This window comes from Neobacillus kokaensis, assembly GCF_014656545.1.
GTDB lineage: Bacteria > Bacillota > Bacilli > Bacillales > Cytobacillaceae > Neobacillus > Neobacillus kokaensis.
On sequence record NZ_BNDS01000011.1, the window covers coordinates 53,337 to 68,098 of the forward strand.

Annotated in this window: 14 protein-coding genes and 1 pseudogene; 6 read left to right on the top strand and 9 right to left on the bottom strand. The window is 39.8% G+C overall.

Annotation, left to right across the window (positions count from 1 at the left end; translation table 11 throughout):
* Positions 1-149 precede the first annotated feature (149 nt).
* The gene (locus tag IE222_RS13885; RefSeq protein WP_191273807.1) at positions 150-758 is read left to right on the top strand and encodes a cell wall hydrolase; all 609 of its coding nucleotides are present in this window, start codon (positions 150-152) and stop codon (positions 756-758) included.
* 31 nt (positions 759-789) lie between these two features.
* Positions 790-1,626, top strand: a complete 837-nt coding sequence (locus IE222_RS13890) for an RMD1 family protein (protein WP_191273808.1) — start codon at positions 790-792, stop codon at positions 1,624-1,626.
* 51 nt (positions 1,627-1,677) lie between these two features.
* Here IE222_RS13890 and IE222_RS13895 read toward each other — a convergent pair whose 3' ends face one another.
* Positions 1,678-3,453 (bottom strand): L-lactate permease, encoded by a 1,776-nt coding sequence (locus IE222_RS13895; protein ID WP_191273810.1) that lies wholly within the window; start codon positions 3,451-3,453, stop codon positions 1,678-1,680.
* Positions 3,454-3,661: 208 nt separating this feature from the next.
* Here IE222_RS13895 and IE222_RS13900 point away from each other — a divergent pair, with 208 nt between their 5' ends.
* Both IE222_RS13900 and IE222_RS13905 read left to right on the top strand, forming a co-directional pair.
* Entirely contained in the window at positions 3,662-4,333 is a 672-nt protein-coding gene (locus IE222_RS13900) for a Dph6-related ATP pyrophosphatase (RefSeq protein WP_191273812.1), read from the top strand.
* Between the two features lie 203 nt (positions 4,334-4,536).
* Complete coding sequence (locus IE222_RS13905; RefSeq protein ID WP_191273814.1) at positions 4,537-5,505, top strand: bile acid:sodium symporter family protein; 969 nt, start codon at positions 4,537-4,539, stop codon at positions 5,503-5,505.
* A gap of 42 nt (positions 5,506-5,547) precedes the next feature.
* Here IE222_RS13905 and IE222_RS13910 read toward each other — a convergent pair whose 3' ends face one another.
* Both IE222_RS13910 and IE222_RS13915 read right to left on the bottom strand, forming a co-directional pair.
* The gene (locus IE222_RS13910) at positions 5,548-6,672 is read right to left on the bottom strand and encodes a lipase/acyltransferase domain-containing protein (RefSeq protein ID WP_191273816.1); all 1,125 of its coding nucleotides are present in this window, start codon (positions 6,670-6,672) and stop codon (positions 5,548-5,550) included.
* Positions 6,673-6,719: 47 nt separating this feature from the next.
* Entirely contained in the window at positions 6,720-7,187 is a 468-nt protein-coding gene (locus IE222_RS13915; RefSeq protein ID WP_191273819.1) for a hypothetical protein, read from the bottom strand.
* A gap of 300 nt (positions 7,188-7,487) precedes the next feature.
* Between IE222_RS13915 and IE222_RS13920 the strand changes: the two are divergent.
* Positions 7,488-8,737 (top strand): annotated as a pseudogene (locus tag IE222_RS13920) (MFS transporter).
* 186 nt (positions 8,738-8,923) lie between these two features.
* Positions 8,924-9,682, top strand: coding sequence for an IclR family transcriptional regulator (locus IE222_RS13925; RefSeq protein ID WP_191273820.1), 759 nt, complete (start codon positions 8,924-8,926; stop codon positions 9,680-9,682).
* A gap of 39 nt (positions 9,683-9,721) precedes the next feature.
* Here the strand turns inward: IE222_RS13925 and IE222_RS13930 are convergent, their stop codons facing one another.
* The 6 genes from IE222_RS13930 to IE222_RS13955 all read right to left on the bottom strand — a co-directional run bounded on the left by IE222_RS13930 (position 9,722) and on the right by IE222_RS13955 (position 14,728).
* The gene (locus IE222_RS13930; RefSeq protein ID WP_191273822.1) at positions 9,722-10,435 is read right to left on the bottom strand and encodes a GntR family transcriptional regulator; all 714 of its coding nucleotides are present in this window, start codon (positions 10,433-10,435) and stop codon (positions 9,722-9,724) included.
* Between the two features lie 103 nt (positions 10,436-10,538).
* Positions 10,539-11,240 (bottom strand): isochorismatase family protein, encoded by a 702-nt coding sequence (locus tag IE222_RS13935; protein ID WP_191273824.1) that lies wholly within the window; start codon positions 11,238-11,240, stop codon positions 10,539-10,541.
* A 12-nt stretch (positions 11,241-11,252) separates the two neighbouring features.
* Positions 11,253-11,624, bottom strand: a complete 372-nt coding sequence (locus IE222_RS13940; protein WP_191273826.1) for a DsrE family protein — start codon at positions 11,622-11,624, stop codon at positions 11,253-11,255.
* Between the two features lie 27 nt (positions 11,625-11,651).
* The gene (locus IE222_RS13945) at positions 11,652-12,446 is read right to left on the bottom strand and encodes a maleate cis-trans isomerase family protein (RefSeq protein WP_191273828.1); all 795 of its coding nucleotides are present in this window, start codon (positions 12,444-12,446) and stop codon (positions 11,652-11,654) included.
* Positions 12,447-12,474: 28 nt separating this feature from the next.
* Positions 12,475-13,338 (bottom strand): DUF3891 family protein, encoded by an 864-nt coding sequence (locus tag IE222_RS13950; protein WP_191273830.1) that lies wholly within the window; start codon positions 13,336-13,338, stop codon positions 12,475-12,477.
* A gap of 85 nt (positions 13,339-13,423) precedes the next feature.
* Positions 13,424-14,728, bottom strand: coding sequence for an FAD-dependent monooxygenase (locus IE222_RS13955; RefSeq protein WP_191273832.1), 1,305 nt, complete (start codon positions 14,726-14,728; stop codon positions 13,424-13,426).
* Positions 14,729-14,762 lie beyond the last annotated feature (34 nt).

Sequence of the window (14,762 nt, forward strand, 5' to 3'; positions counted from 1 at the left end):
TTCGTTATTCCTACCATTTCTCCCCTAAATGTTCTCTTCATTTTCATGTAATGAAACTGTAACACACCGTAATACTAATCTAGCGTTTGAATTCATAGAAATAGTGACTATATAAGATTTTCTATCAAATCAACTAGGAGGAAAAGATATTGAAAAAAATAATTCTAGCGCTTACATTAGTAATATCTATACTATTTGCTTCCCCGGCATTCGCTTATACCGTCAAAACCGGAGATACGATGACAAAAATAGCAAAAGAAAATAATCTTACATTAGAAGACTTAGCAAAGATGAATCCGCAAATTAAAGATCTTGATCTGATATATGCTGGACAAACGATACATACAATGGAGAGAGAGGGTGAAAAAGCAAAACCAAAGGTAAAAATGGCTGCTGGCTATTCAGCGTCTGAACTGGACCTGCTTGCTAGACTAGTAAGAGCGGAGGCTGAAATGGAGCCTTACCGAGGGAAGATTGCCGTTGCCTGCGTTGTCCTCAACAGAGTGGAGAGTTCTATGTTTCCGGATACAATCAAGGAAGTCATCTATCAAAAGAGGCAGTTTCAGCCTGTCCAAAATGGACAAATCAATAAACCGGCCAATAAGGATTCTATTAAAGCTGTACAGGAAGCATTAAAAGAGAAACGGCATATCGCAGGAGATTCACTCTTCTTCTATAATCCTGTCATTGCCACAAGCCGCTGGCTCGATACGAGAGCAACCACGCTTGTTATTGGAAGGCATGTTTTTAAAAAATAACCTAGATATTAGACGAAAAAGGTGATTATGAATGAGGGACATGACATTTAAAGCATTTGCGGTAACGAATGAAATTGATTTAAACAAAATTGCCATTCATTGCGGTATCCCTAAAAAATTCACATGGGAGCAGCCTTTAATATTAAGAGGAAGCAGTCTCTACTCCATCCTTGGTGAAAATTTGGATGAATCGAAAATGGTTTTAGTTTTTTCTTTTGGCAGCGTCGTCTTCATAAATCTTACGCACCCTGATATGGTGTTGACTTTTTTGAAATACCTTCAAACCTTTGAACCAGACATCGATCTTAAAAATAAAGACCGCTACACTGATGATTACAGCCTTCACATACAAGAAACTGGACATATTGAGCTCACCGACGAATACGTGGTAGTACCAAAATTTGATGATTTCTATCCTGAATTAATCTCCACTGTCATTGCCAAATCAGTGGCGCTTGAAAAAACAGAAGAACAGCTTGGAAAAATTCACGATAAACTCGAAACGATGATTGACCGGTTAGAACGCGGCAAGCTGCGAATAGGCAATAAAGAACTAGCAAGAACAACAGCCAAGATTGTCCGCCACGAATATAACACACTTGCTTATATCATGATTCTGGATAAACCTGATATTACCTGGTCAAGCAGTACGGCCAATGATTTCTACGATCAAATGACCGAATTTTTTGAGTTAAATGACCGCTATAAGATTCTCAAAAGCAAAACGGACATATTGTATAATATTATGGACGGCTTTTCGACTATCAGCCATTCCATTAGGGGATTATTTGTAGAATGGATCATCGTTATTTTAATTGCCTTTGAGATTGGCTTAACGATTTTTCAGATCTTAGGGTGGCTGCCATGATATTAGCTCATTTTACTCAAAGAAAAGGACGGCCGAGGCCGCCCTTACGTATTAAAATGACTTATTATTGCTAATTTGAATATTCGCCCGCTTTTGATTGGTAGCGATGATATAAATGGCAGCAACAGCAATGGCTGCTGCAATAATCGAACCAATGTTAAAGAGTCCTTCTTGTGAGTACCACACAATTGAATACCCGATTGCCCCTGCAAGCAGAGCATAGTACGTAAACGGGAACAGTGTTTTCCGAATAACTGCTCCTTCCTTCCCGACAAGGCCTACTACTGCTGATGCTGCTACGACGTTATGAACACAAATCATGTTTCCGGCAGCACCGCCTACCGCCTGCAGTGCAACAATCCAAGTTGAATCCACTCCGATTTGCGAACCAACATTAAATTGGAACAAGGAGAACATCATATTACTAACCGTATTACTGCCGGCAATAAAGGCCCCCAGCCCGCCAATAAAGGTGGCGAAAAATGGCCAGTACTCTCCTGCGAGCGCCGCCGCACCGTTTGCCAGTTCAATCGGCATTTTATCAAATCCTGCTGCGCCGCCTCCTGTGTTGATGAACACTTGGACCATCGGAACTGTAAAGATAAGGGCTGTTGAAGCGGCTAGAGTCGTTTTCCCAGATTGAGCCCACGCCCTTTTGTAGGCAGCACCATTCATACCGTGAATAAAGTACGTCATAATCGAAACTAAAATAAAAATTGTTCCTGGAGAATAAAGGGGTTGAAAGCTGGCACTAACTTCCGAGCCAAAGATATTTTGAAGCTGTAAATTCCACGCTTTCATCCATCCGTTTAATGGAAGCGCTGTCAATCTTGTCAATACAAGAAATAAGCCTACTAATATGTACGGAGTCCATGCGCGCACTAGGCTCATGCTTCCATTCTTATGTGCAATATCCTTAATTTTAATATTTCCGGACCATTCTGGATCCCATTTAGATTTTTCTTCAAAATCCCATGCTTCCTCTTTAGCCGGCAGTAAGAAACCTTTTTTCGCTGCCGAAACGACAATTGCCAATCCAATTAACCCGCCGGTCATCGATGGGAATTCTGGTCCTAATACATTCGCCACAATGACATAAGGAATCGTCATAGCAAATGCGGAAAATAATGCAAATTTCCATACCTTGATTCCTTCAGTAAATGATTTATTTCTTCCAAAGAATCTTGTCATTAATGCCACTACGAACAGGGGTACAAGTGTACCGGAAATCATGTGAAGAATGGCCGCTTTTCCACCAATATCCGTGATGAGGGCCAAGAAATCATTGGTGATGCTGGCATCAGCTGACAGGCCTGTTTGCACCCCTACCAGAATAGGCGTTCCTACCGCACCGAAGGTAACTGGCGTACTTTGAATCACCATACCGGCGATCACGGCTGCCATTGCTGGAAACCCTAATCCAACTAACAACGGTACTGCTACCGCAGCCGGTGTCCCGAATCCCGATGCGCCTTCAATAAATGACCCAAATAACCAGGCAATAATGATTACTTGAATCCTGCGGTCTGGAGAAATATCGATAAAACCTTGCCGAATGACCTTAATCCCGCCGCTTTCCTGAAGCGTGTTCAACAGTAAAATCGCACCAAAAATGATAAATAATAATGTACCAGCTACGACAAGTCCATTAATCGTCGCTGCAGCCACCGTTGCCCCGGAAACCTTCCAAACAAATAACGCTAAGCCGACTGCTGCTAAATAGGAAATCGGCATCGCCTTACTTGCCGGCCACCTCAGCCCTACCAGAAAGACCCCCACCACTATGATTGGCAGCAGTGATAAAAAAGCTAACATTCCAGTACCCATAAAACCATGTCTCCTCCCCTTTTTACAATAGTACTTTGGTGAAAAATGGCGATGATGGCATGACTGTATTTATTATAACATGGAATATCTTGTAAATCGGTTATTATTTTAAAAATTCTAAATAATTAGTCGACAAAAATTTACACAGAAAAAGTCCTCTGTTTTTATGGTAAACTAGCAATATAAAAAATAGTAAGGATGATTACTCTTGAAAAAACGTATCGTGTTATCCTGGAGCGGCGGAAAAGATGGCTGTCTCGCCCTACATACTCTCATTGAACAAGGATACGAGGTTGTTTCTTTAGTGACGACTGTACCTAAAGAATTGGGTCGGACCTTTGGACACGGGGAACGTACTGAAATGATCCGCTTACAAAGTGAGGCACTTTCCATTCCTGTCCATTTTATCGAATGCACATTTGAACGTTATACAGATCAATTTATACAAGACCTGCAATTATTGAAGGATCAATATCAAATTACTGGAATCGCCTATGGGGATTTATATTTAGAAGGCCATCGTGAATGGGGCGAGAAAGTGGCAGATGCTGCTGGTATTGAAGCCTTATACCCCCTTTGGATGGATCAGGAAGAAGCGCTTGATTCCCTTGAAAACTTTGTCAATTCCGACTACAAAGCCATCGTTATTCGGGTGCGTGAAGATGTGTTAGATGAATCATGGCTTGGCAGAATCATCGATAAATCATTTGTACAAGATATTCAACAGACCAAAAGCTGCCCCATGGGAGAATCAGGCGAATATCATACCTATGTTTTTAATGGCCCTTTATTTTCAAAAAAAATTCAACTGGAACAGGGAGAACTAATCCAGCTGGAGACAACAAAGAAACTAGAATTCAAAAGTTATCGGTTAGTATAAATGAAACAATGTCCTTCATCTTAGTATGGAGGATATTTTTTATGAAAGTATGTGAAAACGTCATCAATATCTTTCGGGCATCCAATCAATTTGAATTGAATTTATTTTTTGAAAAAAATAATTTTCCCACTATTGAGTTTATTGGAATATTATTCTATAATACTTTACATTACTAAAAAGATAGATAAAGAGGGGATCACAACATGAAAACATTAGAACGTATCAGTCAATTTGCTGGCAATACGTTTGCCCTTTGGGTGCTGGTATTTGCCTTTTTAGCTTTCTATGCACCATCCGGGTTTACCTGGATTGCACCACATATTTCTCTATTATTAGGAATTATTATGTTTGGGATGGGGCTAACATTATCCGCTAATGACTTTAAAGAAGTATTAAAACGTCCGAAAGATGTTGCGATCGGCGTTTTGGGGCAATTTTTAATCATGCCGGCGCTCGCTTTCTTATTAGCGAAAGGCTTACAGCTGCCGCCTGAAATTGCTGTAGGTGTTATTTTAGTAGGATGCTGCCCTGGCGGTACATCGTCTAACGTCATGACATTTTTAGCAAAAGGTGATGTACCATTAAGTGTTACGATTACATCCTGTACAACCATTCTCGCACCGATCGTAACGCCTGCGTTAATTTTGTTATTGGCGAGTGAATGGATTCCGGTTGATCCAAGCAGCCTATTGATATCCATCGTTCAAATTGTTATTGTACCAATTGTCTTAGGTGTCGTTGTTAAGAAGCTATTTAATAAACAAGCACAGGCTAGTGTAAAGGTTCTTCCGTTAATTTCAATTATTGCCATTGTTGCGATCGTAACAGCTGTTGTCTCTGTTAACCAGCAAAATATCGCTAAAACAGGATTGCTCATTTTTGCAGTGGTTATCTTACACAACGTTCTTGGTTACTTGATTGGCTACCTATTTGGAAAGCTATTTAAGATGGACTTATCAAAGAAAAAAGCTGTTGCTATTGAGGTTGGGATGCAAAACTCAGGCTTAGGTGCTGCACTTGCTGCTGCTCACTTTTCTCCGTTATCTGCTGTACCAAGTGCCATCTTCAGCGTATGGCATAATATCTCAGGCCCAATCCTTGCAACGATTTTCAATCGCATGAAGGATGAGAAAGCAACAACTGCAGCGACTGGAAAAACGATATCAAAATAACAAAAAACACCTTTGGTTGAATAAAGCCAAAGGTGTTTTCTATTATTTTACCTGCCTAACTGATCCATCAAGAACAGACCACCAAGGGATTCCTGAAGAGCTATCTAATGTGTTAGTCAACAAAAACCTAGTTATGAGGGTTTGTACCCGCCCATCATTCATGAAAAGCGCGTGCATAGCAAGATTCGTCCATTTCTTCTTTACAGCCAGCGTTAAAACTTCATTCTTATAAATCGCGGCACTATCTAATGAAACCACCCCATCCCCATCACTCTCTGAATTTGGAGAATCAAAATGAAAGAAATTTTTTGCTCTTCCATCTGGGCTTAGTGGCTGAACAATCACTTTATTCTTCGTCTCTTCACCCTCCCCCGCAATAATGAGGATCCTTTTCCTAACCTCATCAGGTAAATCTGCTAAATTAAGCATGGCCGGATTTTGCTTTTCCCAGAAAGTCTTCATATGCTGAATTCGATCGCGAAACATTCCTGGAATATCATCACCAATATTGGACTGCCAATGATTGGGGTTAAATAGATCGAAATCAGCACCATTTTCGAAGACAACTGCATCTTTATAAACAGGACACAACTCATAGACAGAAGGAAAGGTCCGGGCAATTTTACGAAATTCATCATTTGAATTGAACAGAGGAAATCTAAAGCCCCCTTCCCCTGCGATTAACGAAATTAAAGCCCTGACTGAGCCTTTAAAGGGACATGCTAATAAAACGGCATGGTCAATTACATCATAATTTCCCTGTATCAGCTTTAAATAGCAATTGAATATGGCAGCCCCCATGCTATGGGCAATAATATTAAAGGATGAAACATCCAGTTTCACTTTAAGATATTCAATATAATCCGCTAAACGTTTGGCTGTTTCAGCGGATGATTTTCTCCAATCATAACCAAAAATATATACAGGTATTTTTGTTTTATGCTCCAGAACGTAAACTGCTTCCCTATATGGTAAATCCTCAATATCGCTCCGTTCAACGATTGATCTTGGCATTTCCTCAAATCGACTGTCCTGCTTTAATGCCAAATCATAAATGGTTTCATATTTGCTTTGAATTCCTGACCAAATTGTATCAAAGTTTAGGGTGTTCGAATTAACAAGCTTTGTTCCTTGAATACCTGGGATTAAGATAGTGGCGCGAGACAAGCCTATTCCTCCTAAATGTTAAGTTGAGATTGCCTTCTTTTATTTTATCAAGTGCTTTTGTTATCGTTATTATTTGCTTGAAATATATTTTTCGAAACAGCATTCAGTTTATTTACAAACCGGTTAAATCCGAACCCTACAAAGAAAGCAATACCGATCGGTGCATACGGAGTATCATTGTAATCGGTAAACTCAATTAACAAAATTCCACTTTTAATTAACGTAACGGCAATCACCGCTGTTCCCGTGGCAAAAATCGGATAAAAGATGTACATAATCCACTTCCGATAATCGGTTAACTCTCCTTCCATGTAGTGTGTGCAAAACATGTAGAGATGCCTTAGGGAACCACCGATTGCACCAGCGAAAAAATAATATAGAAAGATTTTGATATCAGAAACAATGGGCAGCGATTTTTCTATAGTTCCGGTCCAAAGCATCCCTATGGCTAAAAAACTGCCAAAAAATAAGAGAGAAAGATAGGTTAGAATGACGGCTTTTAACCATCTTGTCAATCGATCACCCCCGTATTAGATACTAAATAATATGAGGGGATGGGAGTCGTGATTCCGTTAAAATTGTTTACATAATATATTTATGCAAACATTTTTTTATAGAAAACAAGTTATATACAGTGATAATATTGTAAATATGTAAAAGATTTATATGATTATAAATTTTTGATATTTAACTTGCAAGTGTTTATAGATTATTATTTATAAAAACAGAATATTTCAAATTGTCGACTCCGTCTTATGAAAAATGGTAATCTGGTTTATTTTGTTGGTCTTAATTAGAATTGGGAGTGATCGAAAATGGGAGAAAAAAAAGAAAAAAAAGTTTCCTTTAGGAGAATCTTCGTCATTTCAGGTTTTAGCTGGATTTTTGATGCAATGGACGTTGGTTTAATTTCGTTTATTGCTGCAGCCCTTATACTGGAATGGAATTTATCTCCTCAAGAAGCCGGATTACTTGGCAGTGTAAACGCTATCGGGATGTTAATAGGCGCAATTGTTGCGGGTACCCTTGCAGACCGGATGGGCAGAAACAAAATTCTTATGTATACAGTTTTATTATTTTCTATAGCCAGCGGATTGTCTGCACTTGCAACTGGATTTGCTATTTTCCTGGTCCTAAGGTTCTTTATTGGTCTCGGTTTAGGCGGCGAACTTCCAGTGGCTTCAACCCTGGTAGCAGAAAATGTTCCAGAGCATAAGCGCGGGCGTATGGTTGTGCTGCTTGAAAGCTTCTGGGCTGTAGGCTGGATTTTATCTGCCGTCATTGCCTACTTTATTATGCCAATCTGGGGCTGGCGTTCTGCCCTTATCATTGGGGCGTTACCAGCATTGTTAGCCATTTACATGCGCAAAGGGCTTCCTGATTCTCCACAATTTAAATCAGTATCTAAGGAAAAAACAACCATTTTGCAAAATATTAAAAGTGTCTGGTCCCGTAAATATAGACGTGAAACTACCATGTTATGGATTTTATGGTTTTTCGTCATGTTCTCCTACCATGGAATGTTCTTATGGCTCCCTTCCGTTATGGTCTTAAAGGGATTCACATTAATTAAAAGTTTCGGTTACGTTTTATTGATGACGCTTACACAATTACCTGGGTTTTTCACTGCTGCGTGGCTTGTTGAAAAAGTTGGCAGGAAATTTGTTCTCATTACGTTCCTGCATGTGCTGCAATTAGTGCGATTATTTTTGGAAACGCAAACTCTTTGCCCATGCTGATTGGAGGCGGAATGGCCCTGTCCTTTTTCTATTTAGGCGTAACTGGTACAACCTATGCTTATACCACGGATCATTATGATGCTAGTATTCGTGCTACTGGTGCCGGTTTTGCCAATGCAGCCGGACGAGTTGGTGCGATTATTGGTCCATTATTAGTAGGCATCTTGATTCAAATGAAAGTGCCCTTTGGGATTATCTTTATTATGTTCTTTGTGGCTTGTTTCTTAGCAGCTTTAAACGTCCTATTTCTTGGAAAAGAAACACGAGTTAAACCAAACGAGCAAGAAGAAGCCATTATTAAAGAAGCAGCACAAAATTTTTATTAAAATAATTTTTCATCCTATTTATTAACTCCTACATGTACTGAAAATCCTTTTTAGTCAATTAAGGATCCTTCAGTACATGTTTTTTTATCGATGACTACACAGGAAACTATTTATTGCTTAGAATATTTATATATACTAATATTAAAAATAGTCCAGTCTTTATCATTTGTAAAAGGAGATTTCATCATGGATACAGAAATGAGCGGACATGGTATTCAATCATTAGAGCTCGGGATTCAGATTCTAAAAAAAATCGCTGAAGAGAATACCCCACTTTCAATAACTGAAATTTCCGAACTCTGTGAGATATCAAAAAGTAAATTGCATCGATACTTAACCAGTTTATACCGTACTGGATTTCTTCAAAGAAATGAATCTCTGCAATACTTTATTGGACCTGCTTTAATTCAAATTGGAAATAATGCGGTTGGACCATCCGATATTAAAGATATTGCACGGCCGACATTAATCAAATTACGGGAAATGTTCAATGAAACCGTGTTCCTGTCGATTTGGGGTGGAAATGGGCCCTATCCGATTGAAATCGAAGAGAGCAGACGGGCGATAAATATCGGGATTCAAGTCGGGAGTAAAACAAGTATGGTTTTAACCACATCAGGGCGACTGTTCGCAGCTTATTTGCCTGAACAAGAAACTAGCTATTATTTACATAAAGAACTTCTTGAGCATCGTTTAAGTATTGATGACTTTCAAAAGGAACTTTCAGCTATTAAGGATACAGGTTATTCTGTTACAGAAGAATCGTTAATTCCAGGCATTGTGGCCGTTGGATGCCCTGTATTTGGAAAGGATGGAAAAATCACCGCAACCATCTCGATCGTCGGGATAAAGGGCATATTGGATTTATCCAGCCAATCTGAATTAATAAAATTCCTTAAAAATGAATGTATGGAATTGAGTCATCTGTTGCGCTCCAAGCATTAGAAAGAAAAAAACTCCTCTATGCTGAAGAGGAGTTTTTTTCTATGTCATGATTGCATCTTTATTTTCAAAGATCCTTTCATTGGACTCTTTTGCCGCTTTCAGCATCATTTTTACAGAATCCCAAATATGTTCTTGGATTCTCAATCGAGCGAGCTGCGGATCTCTCGTTTTAATTGCATATAAAATCAACCGATGCTGTCTTAATGTCTCGTCGAACCGACCTTTATTATTTTTCAAGGAAATGATTCGTATTAAATCAATACTTGCACGAATCTGGCTTACGGCATTCTTAAGGGCATGATTGCCGCTTACCTCTATAATTAAGTCATGAAAATCATTATTTAACTTTAGAAACTCTGAATCTTGAATACCACTGTTTTCTTCCATTTTTCTTTCAATCATATGTAGAAGTTCATCCATTTTTTGAAACTGATCATGTGTACCCCGTTTCGCTGCTAACTCTGCTGCTAACCCTTCTAATTCAACCCTAAGTTCATAAATATCCTCTATTTCTTTTGTGGAAAGATGCTTAACCCGAACACCGTGATGGGGAACAGCCTCCAATAAACGTTCCTGGGTCAACATTTTTAACGCTTCCCGGATTGGTGTACTGCTGACTCCGAGCATTTCTTTGATTTGCCTTTCACGTATCCATTCCCCCGGCTGAAAAGCCCCGGTAACGATGAGACTGTATAAATGTTTATACACAGCCATTGATGTTGTTTCCTTCTGAAGCTTTTGGAATGTATCCAAGTTATCCCTCCATTCCTAACGATTTTGATCAAAATATAAAAAAGGAAGACAAGAGCGGCCTTCTCCCCCGTCTTCCTCTTATTTAACTATTCATATTTAAACATTATAAGTGGATTTTTAATCCTTGTATTTCCTTAATCACTTCTTCTACTGGGACGACATCGGCATATTTCTGTTGCATATCAAACAGATTAATAGCATGGGAGGTAATGCCGCGGTCAAACGCGCATTCTTCTGGGACCACTACACGATAATTATGAGAGAAGGCATCTACTACCGTTGCCCGCACACAACCACTCGTGGTACAGCCTGTTACAATTACCGTATCCACTTGATTGGCTGTTAAGTAAGACACTAAAGGAGTACCATAGAATGCGCTTGGCTTCTTCTTAGAAATAACAATCTCGCCTTTTTGAGGCTTCAGCTCTTCTACCACTTGGGTGCCCTTTTCCCCTTCTAACAGTGATGGGTGATCAAAGATATTTCCCTTAATGGCAACTCGGTCGTTCGAGGATGTTTTACTTCCCTCAATGATGGTAAAGTAGACAGGAATGTCCGCTTCTCTCGCCGTTTCCAATAGATTTTTAATATGGGGAATCGCCCTCCAGCTGCTTTCCCCGCAGCTTGTAGGATATTGTTTAATTGATTCCTCAATATTTTCAAATTTGTCACCCGTAAATCCGTATTGGACGTCTACGATAACAAGTGCCGGTTTTTGTCCTATTCCCATCTTACTTCCTAATCCGGCTTTCTTATAAACCTGTTGATCCCGTTCATCCAAATATTGTTCCCATATTCGGCTCATTCTGTTCTCTCCTTATCCATACGTAATCACACGGTCATGGTCCACTGTGAGCTGGACTAGTACATTTGGCTCTGCCAATTCTACTTTTTTCCCGTCCAATTCTTTTTCCGTCATTCCCCGGGCACCGCATGAAATCCTTGATAAATAGATATCGCCGCCGCCTGAAACAATCTGATCGTAGGACTCCCGTAAAGACGTAACTCCATCACCAATACCAATTACACTATCCAACACATCATCGCGCAGCAGCTGTACCGCGCTTCCTGCCAAAAACATAGAAACCTTGTGACCTTCCTTCACTGCGGTTTTTGCAATTAAAAATGCCCGGTCTGCCTGGGTTGGTGCCTCAGGACCATGGGTCAAATGTATAAGGATTTTAGCCATTTATTTATTCCTCCTGTTAATGATTCGTTAGACAATAGAACTGCTTTTATCCAATTGTTGTTTTGCGTAGAACTCTTCTGATAAAAGATAACCGGCATTTGGAACAACTGGTTTCAAATCTAAACTAGTTAATAGTTTGTAGACCGTCGAGGTTGCTGCGGAAAGAACCGGTACGTTCAGCTTTTCCTGAACCTTTTGAATCGCAGGCAATGACTGCATTTGTACACACGCAGACAATACAACAGCATCCGCATTTGTAATATTTAAGTTATCCACAATATTTATTAAGTTTAATGGATCAAGCCTTCCTACTGCTAAATTATCGGATACTTCTAAGCTAATAGAATCTACTACTTGAATTCCGGCAGACTCGATATAATCGACAACCATTTTCGTTAACGGCTTCATATATGGAGTAACAATAGCCACTTTCTTTGCATTTATCGCCTGGATTCCATCAATTAAAGCCCCAGCACTGCTGATCACTGGCACATCCGTTCCGTTTTCTTTCGCAATCCCAGAAAGCCTGTTTTCAGACAAACAATGATAACCGGCACCCTGAGACATAATCGCTACCAGGCAGGCATAGGCAAGGGCATCACAGCGTGCATCCGACAGCTCCAATGCACAGCGGTCGCTTTCTGTATCCATCTTGGCTAATTCTTCCTTGGTGACATGCATCATGCGCATCCTGCTGGAATGAAATGTAAATGTTTCTTCCGGGATTATTTGCTGACGTGCCTGCAGCATTGCAGGAATTTCTCTTTCCATTGTGGTATTTGAACTTGGGACAATCAGCCCAAGGCGGTAATCCTTTTTCATGATTCAACCTCCAATTTCTTTTTTAAAATTATGGTGATGTAACGCCTTCCTCTGCTGCTGGGTTTAAGCGATTTTCATCAGCTGGCGGTACAAATTTCCACGTAATGCGTTCATACTCTGCTTTTTCCATCGCCCTATAGACATCATCATGAGAGTCGTATTCGATATCAGGAATTTTACGCAGCACAACCGTCGTTTCGACTTCACCGGCAAAAGGAAATGGTTCAACCACAACAGTTCCGTTGCCCTGTCCCTGAACTGTAATCATCCTTCCTTTGCTTTCTAGCGTTTCACGAACCGGTCCCATCACTAATTTATTGGTCGTTTCTGGCTTATGCATCGATACATATTGCGATAAACGATCCATAAATTGAACGATCTCATAGTTCATCCACAGATTATTTTCAAAGTTGTTTCTTGGACCTGATTTTTTCCACAAGTCCATCTTTAATTCGACCCATTCCTTTTGCATGTTGATAATCGTTTCATCAATTTTAGGCGCTAACTCCGCAGGAATTTTAAACGTAAAGGAAGGGTCATAGCCGAAGCGGCTTGTATATAAGCCCATCCAATGCATCCCAACCAAAAGCCCTGCATATGGGTCTTCTTCTTTTACCTTTTCATAGCCCCTGCCATAAAAGTCAACATGCTGTAAAAGGTTAACACTTAAGAATGGAACTGGCTGACGTGTTTCTTCATTAAATAGCACTTTTTCATCAGACTCCACCCAGCCGATGTCGTGTTTCTCAACTGCCAGGCAGAGTGATTCAAAAAAGTCCGGGGTGTTAAATTGCTCATTTCCCCAATGCCTCGCCACTTCACCGGCCTGGATTGAATGATCGTATTGATTGACAATATATAAATATCCATCATCATGTTTTGTAATAAACATTCCTTACCACTCCTTTTATACGAGAGTGTTAGATTACTTGGAGGTTCCTCTATGCTGCCATCTAGTAATCTAACCTCACGGCACTTTAAGCTATGCTATGTTCGGGACTATTACTACCCGCTTTCTCATCTTGAAAAATAAATGCCTCATCAATATCCAGTGGTTTTTCTCTCGTAAATAAATCCTTATAAACCTGTGTCACGTCCGGTAATTTAGTTGCAACACCAAACATTAGCGGTGCTAATTCTTTCTTAATTGGCTGTCTTGTTAAAAACTTCTCCAATGTTAATTGAAGATTTTGAATCAATTTCACCTCTTCGTGGCGTCTTCTTTGGACTTGTTTCAGTGTTCCAAGTGATAAATCATTATTCTTAAAGCCTTTGTAAAGAACATCTGCCGTTATGACGGCTGTTCCCATTGCCAACGTACTTCCCACTGCTCCCCAAGGGGTTACACAATGGGCCGCATCCCCAATCAAGAGAAGTCCGTCTTTTGCCCATTCCCTGACATAGCGCATTCTGCACAGCAGCAATACAAAGGATTTGAAGTCGTTTACTTGCTCAAAATAGTCTGCAAGAATCGGCATATCTTCAAGGATTTTCCCCTTGAATGCTTCTATGCCTTCCTTCTTGATTTTCTGATACTCGCCTTTTGTCAAAGATATTCCGCACTGAATATATCCGCCAAGCTTCGGTAAGAATAAATAGTTATAGTTTTTTTGAAAATAGAAATGATAAATATTATAGTCCCAATTTTCAGGCTTCTCAAAGGAGAACCAGAGCAGGTCATTGTCGTGATATTCAAGATCCAGCTCGAAATCACCTAATTTTTCAATCGTTGAATTTCTTCCGTCAACACCCACCGTAACACGGGTATTGATGATCCATTCACCTTCATTGACAGGATTGTCAAAGTTAATTTGGTCCCCGTGCTTAACCTGCGCCTCAACACCAACCACTTTTTCCCCGTCTTTTAACAGGTCCTTCACCTTTGTATTGAATAATAATTTAAAATTCGGAAATTGCTTTGCTTTATCAAGCAAGGCAGCAAGAAGTGTTGGCTGGGTCAGTCTCGCACAATAACTTTCTTCATCAATGAGGGTATTAAATTTAAGGTTCATAATTGCCTTATGGTCATGAAAAACTGTTACTTCTGGAATTTTGACATGGTCTAGAGATTCAATAAAATCAAGTAAATTCAATTGTTTCATCAGCTGCACAAAACGAGGCTGAGTAATTTCACCACGATACTCTCTATGAAAATCTTGATTTTGTTCCAGGACAATTATTTCTAATCCCTGTTTGGCCAATAGGAGACCTAATAACATTCCAGCTGGTCCTGCTCCGACGATACATACATCCGAATTCAGGACATTTCTTCTAATCTCCATTACGATCCCACCTTTTTTCTTATTAAATTTGACC